Origin of the sequence: Staphylococcus caeli (assembly GCF_051413795.1) — a bacterium.
Classification (GTDB): Bacteria; Bacillota; Bacilli; order Staphylococcales; family Staphylococcaceae; genus Staphylococcus; species Staphylococcus caeli_A.
On sequence record NZ_JBOIRQ010000009.1, the window covers coordinates 59,607 to 76,851 of the forward strand.

Here is a 17,245-nt window from a genome sequence, read left to right on the forward strand (position 1 = left end):
CTTAAGGAGGACATTATGAAAAGAATAAAACAATATTGTATCGTTCTTGTACTGTGTCTAACAGTGTTATCTGGATGTAGTTTGCCAGGTTTAGGTGGAAATAGTTCAGATAATGAAGTTAAAATTACAGCACTTGCAACGAGTGAATCACAAATTATGTCTCATATGTTGAGACTACTTATAGAACACGACACAGATGGTAAAGTGAAACCAACATTAATCAATAATTTAGGATCGAGTACGATTCAGCACAATGCACTCGTTAACGGTGATGCGAACCTTTCGGGCGCACGCTATAACGGTACAGATTTAACAGGTGCGTTAAAAGAAGATCCAATTAAAGATCCTAAAAAAGCTATGAAAGCAACACAAGATGGTTTCCAAAAGAAATTCGATCAAACTTTCTTTGACTCATATGGCTTTGCCAACACATATGCATTTATGGTGACGAAAGAAACTGCTAAAAAATACAACTTAAATACGGTTTCTGATTTAAAAGCACATAGTGATGAGTTGAAATTAGGTGTCGATAGCTCATGGTTAAATCGTCAAGGTGATGGTTACCCAGGTTTCACCAAAGAATATGGTTTCAAATTTAATACAGTCAGACCGATGCAAATTGGTCTTGTATATGATGCGCTTCATTCTAAAAATTTAGATGTAGCAGTTGGTTATTCAACAGATGGTCGTATTGCTGCTTATGATTTGAAAGTGTTAAAGGATGATAAACATTTCTTCCCACCATATGATGCCAGCACTGTTGCGACAAATGATTTATTGAAAAAACACCCAGAATTAAAACCGACTATAGAAAAACTGCATAATAAAATTTCAACCAAAGAAATGCAGAAACTGAATTATCAAGCAGATGGTGAAGGTCAAGAACCAGCAATCGTCGCTGAGAATTTCTTGAAAGAACACAATTATTTTGAAAATGATAAGAAAGGTGGTCAGAAGTAATGGAAGGTAATTTATTACAACAATTAATTGAATATTATTCAGTAAACTTTGGCTACCTATGGGATTTGTTCATTAAACACTTATTAATGTCTGTGTATGGTGTGTTATTTGCAGCGATTGTTGGTATTCCATTAGGCATCGTCATTGCAAGATATAAAAAACTTTCATGGACAATTATTACAATTGCTAATATTATCCAAACCGTACCAGTTATTGCGATGTTAGCAATCTTAATGCTAGTTATGGGTCTCGGTCCTACAACTGTTGTGGTAACAGTGTTCTTATACGCACTCTTACCAATTATCAAAAATACATTTACAGGTATAGTAGGTGTGGATGAAAATATTAAAGATGCTGGTAAGGGCATGGGTATGACACGTAACCAAGTATTGCGTATGATTGAATTGCCATTATCACTTTCTGTTATTCTAGGTGGATTGAGAATAGCACTAGTTGTAGCGATAGGTGTTGTAGCAGTTGGATCCTTTATTGGTGCACCAACATTAGGTGATATTGTCATTCGCGGTACGAACGCAACAGATGGCACAACGTTTATTTTAGCAGGGGCGATACCAATCGCATTAATTGCTATATTAATAGATGTATTTTTAAGATTTTTAGAAAAACGTCTCGACCCATCTAATAGAACAAATAAAACGAAAAAACATAAAGCACAAACAATGAATTAAGGTAGTGATGTACTATGGCAATGTTAACAATCAATTATAATTCGAAAACGATTGGGATGCATCAGCAATTCTTAGCAATTTTACCTGAAGATCCTAGTTACTTCGATGTGTCTAATGATCCGAAACCATTAAAAACATTATTGTTGTTACATGGTTTATCAAGTGATGCGACATCCTATATGCGTTATACGAGCATAGAACGTTACGCGAATGAACATCAACTTGCGGTAATTATGCCGAGCGCAGATCACAGTGCATATACCAATATGGCTTATGGTCATAAATATTATGATTATGTGCTTGAAGTTTTTGATTATGCCCACCAAATTTTACCACTGTCTCATAAAAGAGAAGATAATTTTATAGCAGGTCATTCTATGGGTGGTTACGGTACAATTAAATATGCCCTTCTGGAAGGTGAACGTTTTGCCAAAGCATGTCCTTTGTCTGCGGCTTTTAATGCACAGAGATTAATGACATATGACTGGCATGACTATTCAGGTGCAGCGATTACAGGAGACGGAGCACAGGTTAAAGGTACTGAGTTAGATCCTTATTATTTAGTGGATGAAGCAGTGAAGCAACACAAAAACATTCCAGAGTTACTGATTATGTGTGGAACCGAAGATGAATTATATACAGATAATCAGGAATTTGTACAATATTTAAAAGAACAAGCAATACCGCATACATTTGAAGATGGACCAGGTGAACATGACTATGCTTATTGGGATCAAGCAATTCAGCGTGCAATTAAATGGTTTATCACAGCGACATAATATGGAAAATCGTTAAATCTGTGTAAAAATAAAAACTGGACTGATGAGCAATATGACTCATCAGTCCAGTTTTTTAATATTTAATTTGAAGTTACATTTGTTTCAGCCAATTCTGCTTCTAATTTACCTAGATGTCTCAACGTAGGTGTCAATGCGGCGAAGAAGAATCCTTCTTTCAATTTACGTGCTTGAGGTGCTTTTGGTGAATACGCTCGAGAACCACCATTAACCATAGATGCTTGATTTACTTCCAATAATAAATAGCCAATTGCTTTTTTGAGTTTAATTAATGCACCAAATTGATTGTCTAAATCTTGTTGTTCAATTAATGTATAAAATTCATTACGAATTTGTGTATAACGTGTTTCATATGCCTCAACATCATACTCTAAGAATTGGTTAATACCATTTTGCGCATTAGAAAATTTATGAATTAAATCTAACGAAGCACGTACAGAACCAAGTGCAATAGGTATTTGTAATGCGACAAACTGTGGTCGAATTGCTGATGCAAATGTTTTGGCATCATGTGTGATAATTTGGTCTTCTGGGATAAGGACTTCAGACATTTCCACGCCAAAAGTGGCAGAGCCATTTACCCCTAGGAAGTTGGATTTTTCATCCAAGGTAATGCCATTTTGATTTGCACGTACGATGAACATAACGAGTTCATCATCATCGTCAGATTTAGAAATTGCGCCGAAATAATGATCAGGACCGATATTACTTACTGCTGGGAGCTTACCATTTACATAAAACTGACCATCTTGGTAATGGTGTGTTAAATTGAATGACTCTAAATCGTTAAATGACTTCATAGGATTTGATAGACCAGTAGCTCCAAATATTTCACCTGTAAGCAATGATTGTTGTAAATCATGGTTTAGATGTGGTTGGTCTGCATGTTTTAAATATGTTGAAAATGCAAGTTGGCACCACAAGCAAAATCCAGTAGTTAAACAAGATTTAGATACGGTTTCAATCACTTTTACATTGTTGTTGATATCATTTTCTTTAAAATAACCTTCTTTAAACAAAGTTTGGATAAAGTTTTTCGGATAATGTGTGCTTGTATCAATCTCTATTAAATATGGATCTAATTCGTTTTCAATAAGTGTTTCTAAACTCATATATAACGCTCCTTTATTCTCCAAATCGTTTTAGTATTAATTTTTCTAGATAACTAATGAACCTATCAATTATGAAACCAAATAGCCCAATGAAAAAGATTGCTGACAGTACATCTTCTAGGTTTAACATGTTTCGTGCATCAACGATTAAAAAACCTAAACCAGATTGCGCACCAATCATTTCACCAGAAACTAAGAATATCCAACTCGTACCGACTGCCATATGGATGCCGCCCATAATGTGTTTGAATGCCCCCGGAAACAGAATATGTTTATACAGTTGCCATCCAGTTACATTTAAATTCGCAGCGATTTTTAAGTATTGTGGTTCAACATTTCGAATACCTTTGATTGTATTAAACACAATAGGGAAGAACGCAGCGATAAATATAATCGCCATTGCTGGTAAGCTGCCAATACCAAACCATAAGACTACAAAAGGTGACCATGCAATAGGTGAAATAGGTCTGATGAGTTGTAATAGTGGTTCAATAGCATCGAACAGGGTGTTACTACGTCCGAGCAAGAAACCCACAGGTACACCGATGATGATAGCTATAATAAAACCAATGAAAAAACGAAATAAACTAATGGCTAAATGTGTGAATATTTCCCCGGAAATAATGAAGTGCCAAATACTCTTAGCTACAAGTAGAGGGCCAGGAAGGAGGATTGGTTGATAATGACCAATCCAAATGACACATTGCCATAGCAATAGAAAAATAATAAAACTAATGATGGGTAATGTTATTTTTTTAGTTAATGTATGTGTCATGTCACACTATCCCTCCTTGTATAAAGAATCATCGACGAAGTCGTTGTAATCAGGTGTTTTAAATAATTGATGTTCGTTCACTAAACGTGTGATTTTGTGATATCCAGACTTTTTAAGGCTTAAATCGCCGTATGAAGTCCACTTGGCAGATTGCTCTAGTACTTTACGCTTTTGTTTAAAGTGTTTATCCATCACATCAACGCTTTGTTTTTTATCATTCATTTTATAACCAGCTGTTTTATAATCAGACATAAATGCTTGTGCTGTTTGACGATGTTGTTTAATTAAGTCGGATCGAAGTACTAAGGCACAACAATAAGCATCAGGAATCACATCGCTACCATGTTTTAAAGTATGACCTTTACCCAGTTTTTCGCCTAATGCACCAAAAGGTTCAGCCACAGAATAACCTGAAATACGTCCTTCGTTGAGTGCAGCTGGCATCTCAGCTGGTGCCATTTCATGATAGTTGAAGGTTGAGTTGCTTAATTTAAGTTGTTTTCTCATTTCTTCCAATAATAAGTAATGTGTTGAATATCGATGTGGAATTGCAAAACTGTATGAATCATGGTTATGAAAATCATCTGTGCTTTTTCCTTTTTGTCCCATAATGACATTACCTTCATGATGTCCGAGTGCGACTGCTTTAATATTTGACCCTTTTTCTTTTGATTTCATTGCAAGTTCAATCAAGGTTGATGCGCCATCAATTTTACCGCTATTTAAAGCGTCCATGAGGTCTGGCCAATTATTAAAACGTACAAGTTCGAGTTTATAATCAGCGTGTTTTGTTTGCTGTTGAATTTGCTGTGTCATCATCAAATTTGCAGAATGCGTAATGGGAAGGTAACCAATTTTGATAGTTTTTTTATTGTGTGCAGTTTGTTGCGTATGGTTACTACCACAACTTGCTAATATAAAGATGAATATTAATGAAAGGACGAGGATTTTTTTCATGACTTACCACTCCTTATAAATAATATTCTGGTTCTGCCATATGATGATTGAGTGCGAATTTTTCCATAATTGCATTTCGAATGTTTAATAAATGACCATCATTACGATTTCTAGGATGCGTGGCTTGAATATCATATTGACTAATGATTTCACAGCCATCCCCGAGTAATACAACTTTATCGGACAGATAAATTGCTTCATCTATATCATGTGTGACTAATAGAATTGTTGCATTTGTTTGTTTTTGCAACTGAATGAGTTGATCTTGCAAGTTATAACGTGTAAAGGCATCCAATGCGCCCAAAGGTTCATCCAATAAAATGACATTGGGTTGATGTACTTGTGCTCTACAAAGTGCGACACGTTGTTTCATACCACCAGACAAAGACTCTGGAAATAAATGGCCTTTATCTTTTAAATCCACACTTGTTAAATGTTGATTGATATAACTATTGCTTACATTTTGAGATAATCCAATGCGAATATTGTCATTGATATTTTTCCAAGGTAAAAGATTATGGTGTTGAAAGATCATTAAACAATCAGGAGATGGTGCAAGTTTAGTGTGACCGCCGATAACCACATGTCCTGATGAAGGTGTTAAGAAGCCACCTATGATATTTAATAGAGTTGATTTACCACAACCACTTTTACCTATAAACGTAACAATCTGATTTTTATTGATATTCAGTTCGAAATCATTAATAACTTTATGTTCACCAAAATGGTGTTCAATATGATTAATATGAATCAAGTACGACACCTCATTATTCTTATCGTTTTAGTAGGTTTTATATTTATACGAAAGGGGACGGGATAGAAATCAAATTTGTTCAATGTGATGTCTTGGTCCCGCCCCCTAAATAAAATAGTGAGCAAAAGCTAATATCTAAATATATAGTAGTGTGCTCAATTACAATAGCTAAGGCTATTGCATAAGAACTACTAATCTTAATTTCATTAAGAAAGTAGTTCTTTATATTTTCTCGATATCATCAATAGGTGTATCAACTGCTTGACGTGCGCGACGTACTGCATCTTCATCTGGCGCATCGTACATACAAATACATTTCGTCATATCTTCACACACATAAGTTCTTTGGAATTGTACTTCAGGTACTTCTTCATAGTGGACAGAATTTTTCTTCTTACGTGCTAAATATTGATCCATTGTAATACCTTCTGGAATATTCCATGTTACAAGGTAATCAATTTTAGGATCTCCTTTTTTAACGTCTTCTAATTCTTTACCAACTAAGCGTACTTCTTTAACAAGATTAATATTAATTGAGGCGTCTTCTAAGAATTTTTTAGCTTCTGTATCATCATTTGCTTCTACAATAAAATAACCATGTGTTAAATCTTCGGTTGCTTGGACTTCAATTAACGTTGGAATGTCACCTGTTGTTAATTGTGCTGCTTTACTTTCTAACTCTGATTTATTTGAGGCAAAGCTCAAATCATTTGCTTCTAGTAAATATAATGTCATAAATCCGAACCTCCAAATTTAATAATAGAATCATAATACAATAATTCTTATCGGGTTACAAGGATATGATATAAAGTAATTTTAATTTTCTGATAAATTATAAAAAATATAATTAGTAAAATATAAATTTCTAGCGATTGCTGAACTAGAAACTAGATTTTTAAAATAATAGATATTTTCATGACACTTCAATTGCTAATAAAATTGGAAACATATTATAATTTAGAAAACGTTTACATTAGGAGTTCGTATTGTGACAAAATCATTATGGCAGTCGTATGAAAATCGAGCAACGTTACTTAAAAGCTTAGTAAAACATTCAACAGTGACAAATAGCAAAGGGGAGTTAACTTTTTTCAAATTTGTAAAACAACTGTTATTACAACTTAAATATTTTCAAGCTCATCCATCACATATATTCCTTGAGACTACCGAAGATGATAAAGAAGCAGTATTAGCATTTTATCAAGCGCCGAAATCAACGAAGACGATTGTGTTAATTAGCCATTATGACACAGTTGATGTTGAAGATTATGGTTCATTTTCAGAATATGCATTTGATCCAGATGCTTTAAGAACTGCTTTTTTGAAAAATAGTAGTTATATAACTGTGGATGCACTAAAAGATTTAAAAGATGACACGTATCTATTTGGGCGTGGCGTTATGGATATGAAAGCAGGGCTAATGTTACATCTATCACTCATAGAATTAGCCAGTATTGAGGGGTGGGATATCAATTTAATCTTGGTAACAGTGCCTGATGAAGAAGTTAACTCTTCTGGAATGAGACAAGCAGTAAAAGCGATTGCTGATTTAAAACAACGTTACCAACTAGACATTCAATTACATTTAAATAGTGAACCAACTTTTCAACAAGCTAGTGCCGATGAACATCACTATATTTATTCTGGTTCAATAGGAAAAATCATGCCAGGCGTATTGTGTTATGGTAAAGAAACGCACGTTGGCAATCCTTTGGACGGACTCAGCTCTAACTATATGATGAGTTATATCAATCAAGCTATTGAGTATCAACGGTTGTTTAAAGAAACATTTGAAAAGGAAACTACACCTTTACCGGTATCATTGATGACACGTGATATCAAACAAACTTATGATGTTCAAACACCGTTTAGGACAGCAAGTTTATATAATATGTTTTTATTTCAACAACAACCAGGTGAGTTATATAGACAGTTTATAGATACGGTGATCCGAGCAACAGAGCGATGTGAAAGTGATTGGTTATCTGTATTAGAAGACGAAGGTGTTGATTTTGATAAGAAAATTAAGGTGCTTACATTTGAGCAATTAAAACAATATGCAATACAGCAACATGGTGAGACGATTGTAAGTAGAGCAATTCAGGAAGTATTACAACAAACTAAAGAATGTCATTTGCAAAGTATTTATGTTACAGATAAATTGATGCAAATGTGTAGAAACATAGCACCGGCTGTGGTGACATTTTTTACAACACCGTATTATCCAGCTGTAAATAGTTCATATAACGAAAATATAGAACAATCAATTGAATTGGTACGTAATACGCTGCAAGATGAATTTCAACGCAAGTCGGAACGTGTACACTACTTCAATGGTATTAGTGACAGTAGCTACTTAAACTTTGATGGTGATATGTCACAAATGAAAGTTTACGCACAAAATACACCGAATTTTAATGAAACATATACGATACCATTTGAAGATATACAAAGAATTAGTGCGCCTGTGTTATTATGTGGCCCTATTGGGAAAGATGCACATCAAGTGAGTGAACGTGTACATAAACAAAGTGCATTTATGGAAATGCCAAGGGTTTTAGAAGTAGTAATTAAATCATTTATTTAACATTCTAGTTGTTCAGCTATTTTATTAATTTGATATCGGTTGAGGGACAAAGATGTTTACGATATATTAAAAATATGTAAAAATATTGCCCATAAGAAAACTGGAGTGGTAAACGAATGATAGATGCATATAAAGAGTTTTGGACAAGATATATAGATTTTAAAGGTACCTCTAATCGTTTGGAGTTTTGGACACCGGTATTAATACATATTATTGGTATCTTTGTCATTGGACTCATTGGGATTATCTGTTTTATATCGGGCATTTTTATTGTGGCTGTACTTTTATCAGCTTTAGTGGGTATCTTTGCGCTTGCAATTGTTGTGCCAATGATTGCTGTGACATTGCGTAGGTTCTATGATGCTGGTAGGAAGCGGATGACAGCGATTATATTAATTGCATTGTCGGTAGTAGTGAATATCTCATTTGATATTATTCAAATTAATAGTATCGCGATTTCACTAAATATTATTTCATTAATTTGTACAGTTATTCTAATTATTGAAACATTATTGCCTACGAAACATGTGGATGATGCCGAATTAAAATGGCTATAATTTAGCAATAATGATTTGATAAAGTTAGCAACAGAGAAGAAAAGTACATTGAAATACTATGGTTTTACTTATCTATATAACAATATTTATCGGAGCGTAAACAGGAAGCCTTGTTAGACAACGAGGTTGCTGTTTCGCTCCTTTTTTATATTTAAGGTGTGACTATAAAAAATATATTTTCTGAAAATTCATTGTATTTTAAAAATGCATATCTATAATATAACTATAAGGAGGGATTTATATTATGGAATGGTTAAAATTAATCGGAATATTAATTATCATTTTAGGATTTTTATTTAAGATGGATACAATTGCAGTTATTTTAATAGCAGCAGTCGTCACAGGGCTTGTGTCTGGTCTAGATTTATATGCGATTTTAGAAACATTAGGTAAAGCATTTGTAGATAATCGTTTAGTAACTTTATTTATTTTAACGTTACCAATGGTTGGTTTGATTGAAAGATTTGGTTTGAAAAAGCAAGCATCAAACATGATTGGCAAGGTGAAAAGTGTAACGAGTGGTAGGCTATTGACGATTTATTTAGTTATTAGAGAAATCGCTGGCGTTGCTTCTATTCGTATTGGAGGTCATCCTCAATTTGTACGTCCATTAATTAATCCAATGGTCCAAGGAGCATTAAAAACACGTTATAACTTGAAAGATGAAGAGGTCGATCCACAAGATGTTGAAAAAATTAAGGCACAAGCATCTGCAATGGAAAATTATGGTAACTTCTTTGGGCAAAACTTATTTGTAGGCGCAGCAGGTATCCTACTTATGGTTGGAACATTCCAATCTTTAGGCATCAAAGTTGATGCAGTACAACTTGTATTAGCATCAGTACCAATTGCATTGATCGTACTCGTGCTCGTTTGGATTAATAATATTAGGTTTGATAAGTATTTAGACAAAAAATATAGTGCAAAGCAGGTGAAGCAAGATGAGCGAAGCAGTCTTAAATAATATTTTAGAGCTATTTTATATTTTAATAGGATTACAATTGCTTTATACGGCATTGCGAATCTTAAAATCTTCATCACATCAGAAAAAATATGGAACGGCATTATTTTGGATACTTCTAGCAGCAACATTTATGATTGGTCCATACATACCAAATGTGATAAATGGCATTTTTATTTTAATGATGGGGGCACTTACATTATTTAAACAAGTTACGATTAAAAATATCATTGATGTGACGGAACAAGAAGGAGAGCAAGGTGCACATAAATATGGCAATAAATTATTTATTCCAGCTATTATCTTAGCAGTGTCTGCAATTGCTGTATCAAACTGGACGCCTTTAGGTGGAGCCATTGGATTAGGTGTTTCTTCTATTCTTGGACTTATAGCGGCTTATATTGTAATCAAACCTAAGATGAAATATGTTTTTTATGATAGTGACCGTTTAACACAACAAATCGGGACAGTAGGTATATTACCTCAATTTTTAGCAGCACTTGGCGTATTATTTACCGTAAGCGGTGTTGGCGACGTTATTTCTAAAGGTATTTCAAGCATCTTGCCAGAAGGAAATCATTTAATAGGCGCTACAGCTTATATTTTAGGTATGGTATTGTTTACGATGCTTATGGGTAATGCATTTGCAGCATTTACAGTGATAACAGCTAGTATAGGTATTCCATTTGTGATTGCACAAGGTGGAGACCCTGTGATAGCCGGAGCTTTAGCTATGACAGGTGGTTTTTGTGGAACACTTTTAACACCGATGGCAGCAAATTTTAACACGTTACCGGTGGCATTATTAGAAATGAAACAAGAATTTGGTGTAATTAAAGCACAAGCACCGATCGCAATTATAATGATTTTAGTTCATATCGGATTGATGTATGTTTGGGCATTTTAAATAGATAATAGAAAAAAAGGAGGCCATTTATAGATGAGAATTTTAGTAACTGGTTTTGATCCATTTGGTGGCGAAAAAATTAATCCAGCATTGGAAGCGGTAAAATTATTACCTAATGACATTGCGGGGCATGAGATTAAAAAGCTAGAAATACCTACAGTTTTTCATAAAAGTAAGGATGTCATACAGTCGCATTTACAACAATCTCAATATGACATTGTGTTAGCAATTGGACAAGCGGGAGGCAGATATGAAATAACGCCAGAGCGCGTAGGTATTAATATCGATGATGCTCGTATTCCAGATAATGAGGGCAATCAACCTATTGATGAACCTATTCAGCGAGAGGGAGAAGCGGCTTATTTTTCAAATTTACCTGTGAAACGTATGACAGAATCTATGAAAAAACAAGGGGTACCAGCACGATTATCTAATACAGCGGGTACGTTTGTCTGCAATCATATTTTATATCAATTAGGCTATTTACAGGCAACACAATTTCCAGATATCAAATTTGGTTTTATACACGTGCCTTTTATTCCAGAACAAGTCACTGACAAACCTGAAAAACCATCTATGTCGGTAGATACAATTTCTAAAGGATTAAAGGCTGCATTGGAAGCAATTGTTAAATATGATGACGATATCAAGGTAGCTTTGGGCGAAACGCATTAATTCTCAAAATACAGTTCAAAGAAAAAGTGAAAAACCTGGGACACGCAGTGGTCTCAGGTTTTAGTTTGTTTAGTTATCATGTTCTGTACGAATAAAATCCATACGTACTTCTTGGTATGTTTTACCAAAAAATGTGGGCTGTTTCTGTGTCGTTTTTTTAAAACCGATTTGTTCATAAAATTGTATCGCTTGTGCATTTTCTTCTACAACCCATAACGTGACATTGTCTGGGTATGACAATTCTAAGGCGCGCTGTGTAAGTGCATATCCAATCATGTGCTTTTGATAGGCTTCTAAAAGGTACAACGCATAAATTTCGCTCCAGTCATCAGAGTCAGATTCAATTTTAGTCTTGCCATATGTTATAAATCCTACGATTTCATGATCGACTGTAGCTACCAGTGTAGGAAGGTTGTGAAGAGAGGACTTTTGGATAAATTGTGCTTTATCTAGATTCTCCAAGTAGTCGTTTACTGCAATATGATTGTATGTTTTTAACCAACTTTCATAGTGAACACGTGCTTTACCTTGTCTGTCTTCCTCAGTAAGAGGTCTGATTGTAAATTCCATAGAATGCCCCCTTTACATACTAAATTAATAGTATTATATCATCATTATTTTTAGAAAAGAAATTTTTCAATTATAAATAATATGAAATATCAAAGAAAAGTGGTCAACCATTAAAGTAGGAGATTTAATGATTGACCACTAAGGGGGTTATGAATGATTAAGTACTATTATTTTAAAATTTTAAGTATCTTGAGTGATTGATGTAGCGTTTAAATGTTCTTGTAATTTTTGAGCTTCAGATCGTGCAAGCTTTCCATAATAAGCATGTGCAAAATGCATTTGAATAATCAAGAATAAACCACCAACAGTCCAATACAGGCCTAATGCTGAGGCAGAATGTAATGAAATATAAGTTATAAATATCGGTGATAATATCATTAGGACATAATGTGTTTTACGTTGATCTTTTGGGTAATGAATTGCATTTACAAATGGTTGGAAAAAGTAAACAACTGCCGCGATTAATGATATCCAAAGATTAGGTTCTGTTAAATCAAACCATAAAAAATCAGGATATGTTTCTATACCACCGCCACTTGGAAATTTCAATGTAATGATTAGTCCATATAAAATAGGTAATTGAATTAAAATCGGTAAACAGCCGATGACATTTTTTAACGGATTGATATCATATTGTTTATATGTAGCCATTAAATCCTTATTGGCTTCAAGTTTCGCTTCTTGCGTTTCAGCATTTTTAATTTTTTCTTTTAGCTGATCGATTTGCGGTTTTACAATTTTTGTTTTTTCACGCATCATGTGCATGTTTTTCACCTGTATAACCATGAAAGGCAGTAAAAAGACTCTGATAATCAATACAATCGTAATAATTGCTAGTCCGTAATTTTCACCATATAAATGGCCAAGTCCATGCAGTAACATATCTATTGGATGTACAAAGATTGCATTGAAGACATTACTGACTTGTGTTTGTGATTGGTCGCAAGCTGTTAAAAATATAGGAAGCAATAAAACTATAAGCCATCTCCAACGCATGATAAATTTCCTCCAATTAATCGTTTAATAAATATAACTTTAACACAATTGAATGTTGTCTTTAAGCATTTTTAAATAAATATTTATAATATTATTTACATTTATTAGGTGTAAAAAGAAAAAATCTCATAGCACCTGTCCAAAATTCTGTAGACAAATGTATGAGATTTATTGTTATTTTTTAGCTAAGATAATTTCATTATAGTTTATATTTTCACGTACTTGAGCAGCTACTTTAGTATCAATTTTATTGTGTTGAATGAGTTTATCAAGTATAGCTCTTTGCATGTAAAGTGCTTCAAATTTGTGTTCGATAGCCATAGCATCGGGTGTTTGATGACGTTGATTACGATGCTTTCTAAATTTATGAAGCCTATTGTAGTATTGATTTAACACTGCACTTACCTCTAACACATTATCTTTAGTTTGCTCAGATTTAACGCGCAATGCAACATTGTGATGAACGATACGCATGACTTTGGTAACTTCTTGGAAATTTGATTTAAAGTCTTTTATTTCCGAGGATGATACATGCTTTTTAGCTCTAAAGCGTAGAATCAGCATTTTAATAACCATTTTTAGCTTATGGATCATTGTCGATTCCTTAAAATGTTTAGAAGTTTCAAGTGCTGAACGATAATTTAAAATAGTTTGGCGGTTTACTTTATTTTGTTCTACTAAACGTTCAAGAGTTTCAGTTTCTTCCTCAGTAGAAATTTCTTCGAGTCTATGTAACTCTTGTGTATTTTTATCTTCTGGAGTCATTTGCAGTAAAAAGGATAATTCATCAAAGTAATCAGAAATAACGGAATTATAGTTTTCAGATGTTTGTTCTTTAGATTTTTCTTTAAAATGTTTAATGACATGTTGAACAATGTATAGTTTTGCTGCAGCATAACTCATAGAACTTGAAGTTACACGTTGCTCAGAAGGTGTGATTAATGGCAAGATAATTTGTGCCATCACTAAACTGATAATCACCATTAAAGATGCGATAAATAATAAATCATTTTTATAAGTAAACGGTTGTTGTTGTGCTAGAAGTGTGGGTAATGTTAAAGCCATAGACAATGAAATTGTTCCATGAATACCACACATCGTCATAATAAATGCATAATGCGCGCGTTTGGGTGCAGGTTCCTCTTCATCATTGAGATATGATTGAATATTATTTGGATAGTAGAACTGTTTGAACAAAATGAATACCCAGATAAAACGGAAAACATAAATGGCCAAAGCAATGAGTAATGTAGTGATAATTAAAAATTTAATATTTTCGGGTTCATGTTTTACAATTTCAGAAACAACTTTAGGAATAATATAACCTAATACGACAAAGACAAATCCATTTAAAACATAGCTAAGTGTATTCCATATTTGGTTATAATTCATCTGTAACTCAGTTTGTGCACGAATCAATCGATCACGCTCAAAGCCATGAATCAATCCTGCAATAACGACAGCAATAATGCCCGATGCATGCAGTATTTCAGCGATGAAATAAACGGCAAATGGTGTGAGTAACTGTATGAAAATCATCGTATTACCATCTTTAAGCCCTTTGTTCATTGATAGATAAATGCGTAAACGAACAATCATAAATCCAAAAATAGCACCAATTAAAATGCCTAAGATTGTTGAAATGATAAATTGTTCAATCGCATCAAATGCAGAAAATGCACCAGTAACAAGCGCAGTTACTGCAATTTTAAAAGATATAATCCCTGCTGCGTCATTTAAGAGAGATTCTCCTTCAAGAATCGAAAGCGCGCCTTTAGGTAAAATTTTACCTTTTGTTATGGCTTGTACAGCAACTGCATCAGTAGGACATAAGATTGCAGCGATAGCGAAAGCGGCAGGCATTGGTAAATCAGGCCAAATCCATCCTATAAAATAACCGACACCAATTACAGTAGTGAAAACAAGTGCCATCGCCATTAAAATAATGGGTTTACGATATTCTAATAATTTCGCTCTGGAAACATGTGTACCTTCAACAAATAGTAAAGGCGCTATGACTGCCATCATGAATACTTCTGATTCAAATTCAAAATGTATCGGTATCGGTAAGACATAAAGGCAAACACCTAATCCAATTTGAACAAATGCCATAGGTATTTTAGGGAATTTATTATGTATAATTGAACTGATAATGACCGCAATTATAAAAATTAAAAATGCTTCTAATAATAACATACATACTCCTTGATTCATTTTAGTTATTTTATATTACCATTATACAAAAACCATAGATAGTAATAAATTGAATATGCTGAAATATAATGTGTTTGAAGTTTTTTATAGTGAAGCGCATCATTTCAATGCGAGTGGCTTAATATGTCATAATTATCTTGTTAAGAAAAAAGAGGATAGTGATTAAAATGAAGATTGGTGTTATATCTGATTTACATATAGACAGACACAAGTCACTAACACCTGAAGATTATGTGGAAGTTTTAGTAGAGGTGTTAAAGCAAAGAGAAATTGAGTTATTGTTGATAGCTGGCGATATATCGAACCATTATCAATTGACATACCAGTTTATAGAAGCAATCGAAACACAGGCGCAAATCAGTGTTCGTTTTATACCTGGGAATCATGATTTTTGGTCAGCAGATACAGATATCACATCACAGGAAATATTAAACTATTACATGCAATTAGATACTTGTCTCATTGGGAAACCCTACCATATTAATGAATCATGGGCGATTGTAGGGAATACAGGTTGGTATGATTATACATATGCCAGTCCAAAATTTTCACTTGAACGGATTGAACGTAGGAAATATTATGGTGCAACGTGGCAAGATAAAGTGAAAATCGATTGGCCTATGGATGATCGAAAACTATCAGAGATTGCAGCAAGTCAGACGCGTAAAGATTTAGATCAAGTGAAAGATAAAAATGTTATCTTGATGACACATATTGTGACACATCCAAAATTTGCAGTGCCTATGCCGCACAGAATATTTGATTACTTTAATGCATTTATAGGTACGTCAGATTTTGATGAAATTTATGATGAATACCCAATTCAATATAGCATTATGGGACATGTTCACTTTAGAAATGTATTTGAGGAAGCGGATATTACTTACATTTGTCCATGCTTAGGATATCAGCGTGAGTGGCGTTCGAATAAAATCAAACAAGAAATGAACCATGCATTATATACCATTGAAATATAATGCATGGTTCTATTTATATTTGTGTGAGTGTGTACCTTGGATATGGAAACTTAAACGTCCGGGTGCATCATAACTTTGTTCAAGTTTGTGTTTTTCAATCTTAATTAATTGATATTTATTTGGAATAAGGGCAGGGACGACAATTGATTTTCCTAAATGCGACCAAAGAGGGTCAATGTAATAGTAATGTGTGTCATCATACCCAACGAATACGGTAACATGGATATTTGATACGAGTTGCATTGGTTCGTTGTCCAATTTATAAGTACGTCGATAAGGTCTTTTACCTAATACAGTATGGTAAATGACTACGGGTTGGCCTTGGTCAATGATGTCACAAAGTTCAGCTAATGTTTGACCTGTACTGTCGACGATGTGCGGAGTATAGTGTTTAAGATGAGGCACAAGCGCCGTTGGGAATATCGTTTGATGATGCCCTAATTTAATGAATAAGTGATGGCCAACATAGCCTTTATATGGATTGTTTTTATGCTTTGGCCAATGTTTCATAATTTGTGTAGCAGGTATTTTATGGTGATTAAATTGTAAAATCATGGCTGCAGAAACACCTTCACATCCCATGATCATGGGGATAGGAAATAATTGGCTGATTGGCTTCACAGATAAAATATTTGATGTCATGATGTTCTCCTAATTCTTCTTGCTCAAAAATAGTTGAGCACATTTAAGTGTTATTATTATATATCTATTTTTAACGCTTGCCTATTAAGATGCTTAAATATAAAAACAATCTTTT

At 33.8% G+C, this 17,245-nt stretch carries 18 protein-coding genes; 9 read left to right on the top strand and 9 right to left on the bottom strand.

All coding sequences use genetic code 11. The annotated features are described in order from the left end of the window. Positions 1-15: 15 nt before the first annotated feature. The 3 genes from ACSULM_RS06500 to ACSULM_RS06510 are packed head-to-tail and all read left to right on the top strand — an operon-like array spanning position 16 to position 2,428. A complete protein-coding gene (locus tag ACSULM_RS06500) occupies positions 16-960 on the top strand; it encodes an osmoprotectant ABC transporter substrate-binding protein (protein ID WP_436861483.1) in 945 nt (314 codons plus the stop codon). Then, on the top strand, positions 960-1,649 hold the full coding sequence (locus ACSULM_RS06505) for an ABC transporter permease (protein WP_436861485.1): 690 nt from the start codon (positions 960-962) through the stop codon (positions 1,647-1,649). Before ACSULM_RS06500 ends, ACSULM_RS06505 begins: the two co-directional genes overlap by 1 nt. A gap of 14 nt (positions 1,650-1,663) precedes the next feature. Then, positions 1,664-2,428, top strand: coding sequence for an alpha/beta hydrolase (locus tag ACSULM_RS06510; protein WP_436861487.1), 765 nt, complete (start codon positions 1,664-1,666; stop codon positions 2,426-2,428). 80 nt (positions 2,429-2,508) lie between these two features. Here the strand turns inward: ACSULM_RS06510 and ACSULM_RS06515 are convergent, their stop codons facing one another. From ACSULM_RS06515 to ACSULM_RS06535, 5 genes are all read right to left on the bottom strand, one after another. Beyond that, positions 2,509-3,558, bottom strand: a complete 1,050-nt coding sequence (locus ACSULM_RS06515) for an acyl-CoA dehydrogenase (protein ID WP_436861490.1) — start codon at positions 3,556-3,558, stop codon at positions 2,509-2,511. A 13-nt stretch (positions 3,559-3,571) separates the two neighbouring features. Continuing rightward, complete coding sequence (locus ACSULM_RS06520) at positions 3,572-4,333, bottom strand: ABC transporter permease (protein ID WP_436861492.1); 762 nt, start codon at positions 4,331-4,333, stop codon at positions 3,572-3,574. A gap of 6 nt (positions 4,334-4,339) precedes the next feature. Beyond that, a complete protein-coding gene (locus ACSULM_RS06525) occupies positions 4,340-5,290 on the bottom strand; it encodes an ABC transporter substrate-binding protein (protein WP_436861494.1) in 951 nt (316 codons plus the stop codon). A 13-nt stretch (positions 5,291-5,303) separates the two neighbouring features. Then, complete coding sequence (locus ACSULM_RS06530; protein WP_436861496.1) at positions 5,304-6,044, bottom strand: ABC transporter ATP-binding protein; 741 nt, start codon at positions 6,042-6,044, stop codon at positions 5,304-5,306. Between the two features lie 222 nt (positions 6,045-6,266). Then, positions 6,267-6,779 (bottom strand): DUF4242 domain-containing protein, encoded by a 513-nt coding sequence (locus ACSULM_RS06535; protein ID WP_436861498.1) that lies wholly within the window; start codon positions 6,777-6,779, stop codon positions 6,267-6,269. Between the two features lie 253 nt (positions 6,780-7,032). On the opposite strand from ACSULM_RS06535, the gene ACSULM_RS06540 reads away from it, so the two are divergent. From ACSULM_RS06540 to pcp, 5 genes are all read left to right on the top strand, one after another. Continuing rightward, on the top strand, positions 7,033-8,631 hold the full coding sequence (locus ACSULM_RS06540; protein ID WP_436861500.1) for a M20/M25/M40 family metallo-hydrolase: 1,599 nt from the start codon (positions 7,033-7,035) through the stop codon (positions 8,629-8,631). Positions 8,632-8,747: 116 nt separating this feature from the next. Further along, positions 8,748-9,188, top strand: coding sequence for a DUF805 domain-containing protein (locus tag ACSULM_RS06545; protein WP_436854517.1), 441 nt, complete (start codon positions 8,748-8,750; stop codon positions 9,186-9,188). 244 nt (positions 9,189-9,432) lie between these two features. Further along, complete coding sequence (locus ACSULM_RS06550) at positions 9,433-10,152, top strand: DUF969 domain-containing protein (protein ID WP_436854518.1); 720 nt, start codon at positions 9,433-9,435, stop codon at positions 10,150-10,152. Further along, on the top strand, positions 10,130-11,056 hold the full coding sequence (locus tag ACSULM_RS06555; RefSeq protein ID WP_436854519.1) for a DUF979 domain-containing protein: 927 nt from the start codon (positions 10,130-10,132) through the stop codon (positions 11,054-11,056). Before ACSULM_RS06550 ends, ACSULM_RS06555 begins: the two co-directional genes overlap by 23 nt. 33 nt (positions 11,057-11,089) lie before the next feature. Further along, a complete protein-coding gene (pcp, locus tag ACSULM_RS06560; RefSeq protein ID WP_436861501.1) occupies positions 11,090-11,731 on the top strand; it encodes a pyroglutamyl-peptidase I in 642 nt (213 codons plus the stop codon). Positions 11,732-11,800: 69 nt separating this feature from the next. Here pcp and ACSULM_RS06565 read toward each other — a convergent pair whose 3' ends face one another. The 3 genes from ACSULM_RS06565 to ACSULM_RS06575 form a co-directional block, all read right to left on the bottom strand. Continuing rightward, positions 11,801-12,301 carry an N-acetyltransferase family protein gene (locus ACSULM_RS06565; protein ID WP_436861503.1) on the bottom strand — a complete coding sequence of 167 codons (501 nt, stop codon included), beginning with the start codon at positions 12,299-12,301 and terminating at the stop codon, positions 11,801-11,803. Positions 12,302-12,481: 180 nt separating this feature from the next. Beyond that, positions 12,482-13,297: a membrane protein insertase YidC gene (gene yidC, locus ACSULM_RS06570; protein WP_436861505.1), complete on the bottom strand. Its 816-nt coding sequence runs from the start codon at positions 13,295-13,297 to the stop codon at positions 12,482-12,484. 174 nt (positions 13,298-13,471) lie between these two features. After that, positions 13,472-15,493, bottom strand: coding sequence for a cation:proton antiporter (locus ACSULM_RS06575; RefSeq protein WP_436861507.1), 2,022 nt, complete (start codon positions 15,491-15,493; stop codon positions 13,472-13,474). Positions 15,494-15,678: 185 nt separating this feature from the next. Here ACSULM_RS06575 and ACSULM_RS06580 point away from each other — a divergent pair, with 185 nt between their 5' ends. Then, positions 15,679-16,488 (top strand): metallophosphoesterase, encoded by an 810-nt coding sequence (locus ACSULM_RS06580; protein ID WP_436861509.1) that lies wholly within the window; start codon positions 15,679-15,681, stop codon positions 16,486-16,488. 9 nt (positions 16,489-16,497) lie between these two features. Here ACSULM_RS06580 and ACSULM_RS06585 read toward each other — a convergent pair whose 3' ends face one another. Beyond that, positions 16,498-17,130 (bottom strand): C39 family peptidase, encoded by a 633-nt coding sequence (locus ACSULM_RS06585; RefSeq protein ID WP_436861511.1) that lies wholly within the window; start codon positions 17,128-17,130, stop codon positions 16,498-16,500. Positions 17,131-17,245: the final 115 nt, after the last annotated feature.

Excerpts from the sequence above, each read along its gene's own strand:
- ACSULM_RS06500 (WP_436861483.1), top strand. The coding sequence starts at position 16 with ATGAAAAGAATAAAACAATATTGTATCGTTCTTGTACTGTGTCTAACA.
- ACSULM_RS06505 (WP_436861485.1), top strand. The coding sequence starts at position 960 with ATGGAAGGTAATTTATTACAACAATTAATTGAATATTATTCAGTAAAC.
- ACSULM_RS06510 (WP_436861487.1), top strand. The coding sequence starts at position 1,664 with ATGGCAATGTTAACAATCAATTATAATTCGAAAACGATTGGGATGCAT.
- ACSULM_RS06515 (WP_436861490.1), bottom strand. The coding sequence starts at position 3,558 with ATGAGTTTAGAAACACTTATTGAAAACGAATTAGATCCATATTTAATA.
- ACSULM_RS06520 (WP_436861492.1), bottom strand. The coding sequence starts at position 4,333 with ATGACACATACATTAACTAAAAAAATAACATTACCCATCATTAGTTTT.
- ACSULM_RS06525 (WP_436861494.1), bottom strand. The coding sequence starts at position 5,290 with ATGAAAAAAATCCTCGTCCTTTCATTAATATTCATCTTTATATTAGCA.
- ACSULM_RS06535 (WP_436861498.1), bottom strand. The coding sequence starts at position 6,779 with ATGACATTATATTTACTAGAAGCAAATGATTTGAGCTTTGCCTCAAAT.
- ACSULM_RS06545 (WP_436854517.1), top strand. The coding sequence starts at position 8,748 with ATGATAGATGCATATAAAGAGTTTTGGACAAGATATATAGATTTTAAA.
- ACSULM_RS06550 (WP_436854518.1), top strand. The coding sequence starts at position 9,433 with ATGGAATGGTTAAAATTAATCGGAATATTAATTATCATTTTAGGATTT.
- ACSULM_RS06555 (WP_436854519.1), top strand. The coding sequence starts at position 10,130 with ATGAGCGAAGCAGTCTTAAATAATATTTTAGAGCTATTTTATATTTTA.
- pcp (WP_436861501.1), top strand. The coding sequence starts at position 11,090 with ATGAGAATTTTAGTAACTGGTTTTGATCCATTTGGTGGCGAAAAAATT.
- ACSULM_RS06565 (WP_436861503.1), bottom strand. The coding sequence starts at position 12,301 with ATGGAATTTACAATCAGACCTCTTACTGAGGAAGACAGACAAGGTAAA.
- yidC (WP_436861505.1), bottom strand. The coding sequence starts at position 13,297 with ATGCGTTGGAGATGGCTTATAGTTTTATTGCTTCCTATATTTTTAACA.
- ACSULM_RS06575 (WP_436861507.1), bottom strand. The coding sequence starts at position 15,493 with ATGTTATTATTAGAAGCATTTTTAATTTTTATAATTGCGGTCATTATC.
- ACSULM_RS06580 (WP_436861509.1), top strand. The coding sequence starts at position 15,679 with ATGAAGATTGGTGTTATATCTGATTTACATATAGACAGACACAAGTCA.
- ACSULM_RS06585 (WP_436861511.1), bottom strand. The coding sequence starts at position 17,130 with ATGACATCAAATATTTTATCTGTGAAGCCAATCAGCCAATTATTTCCT.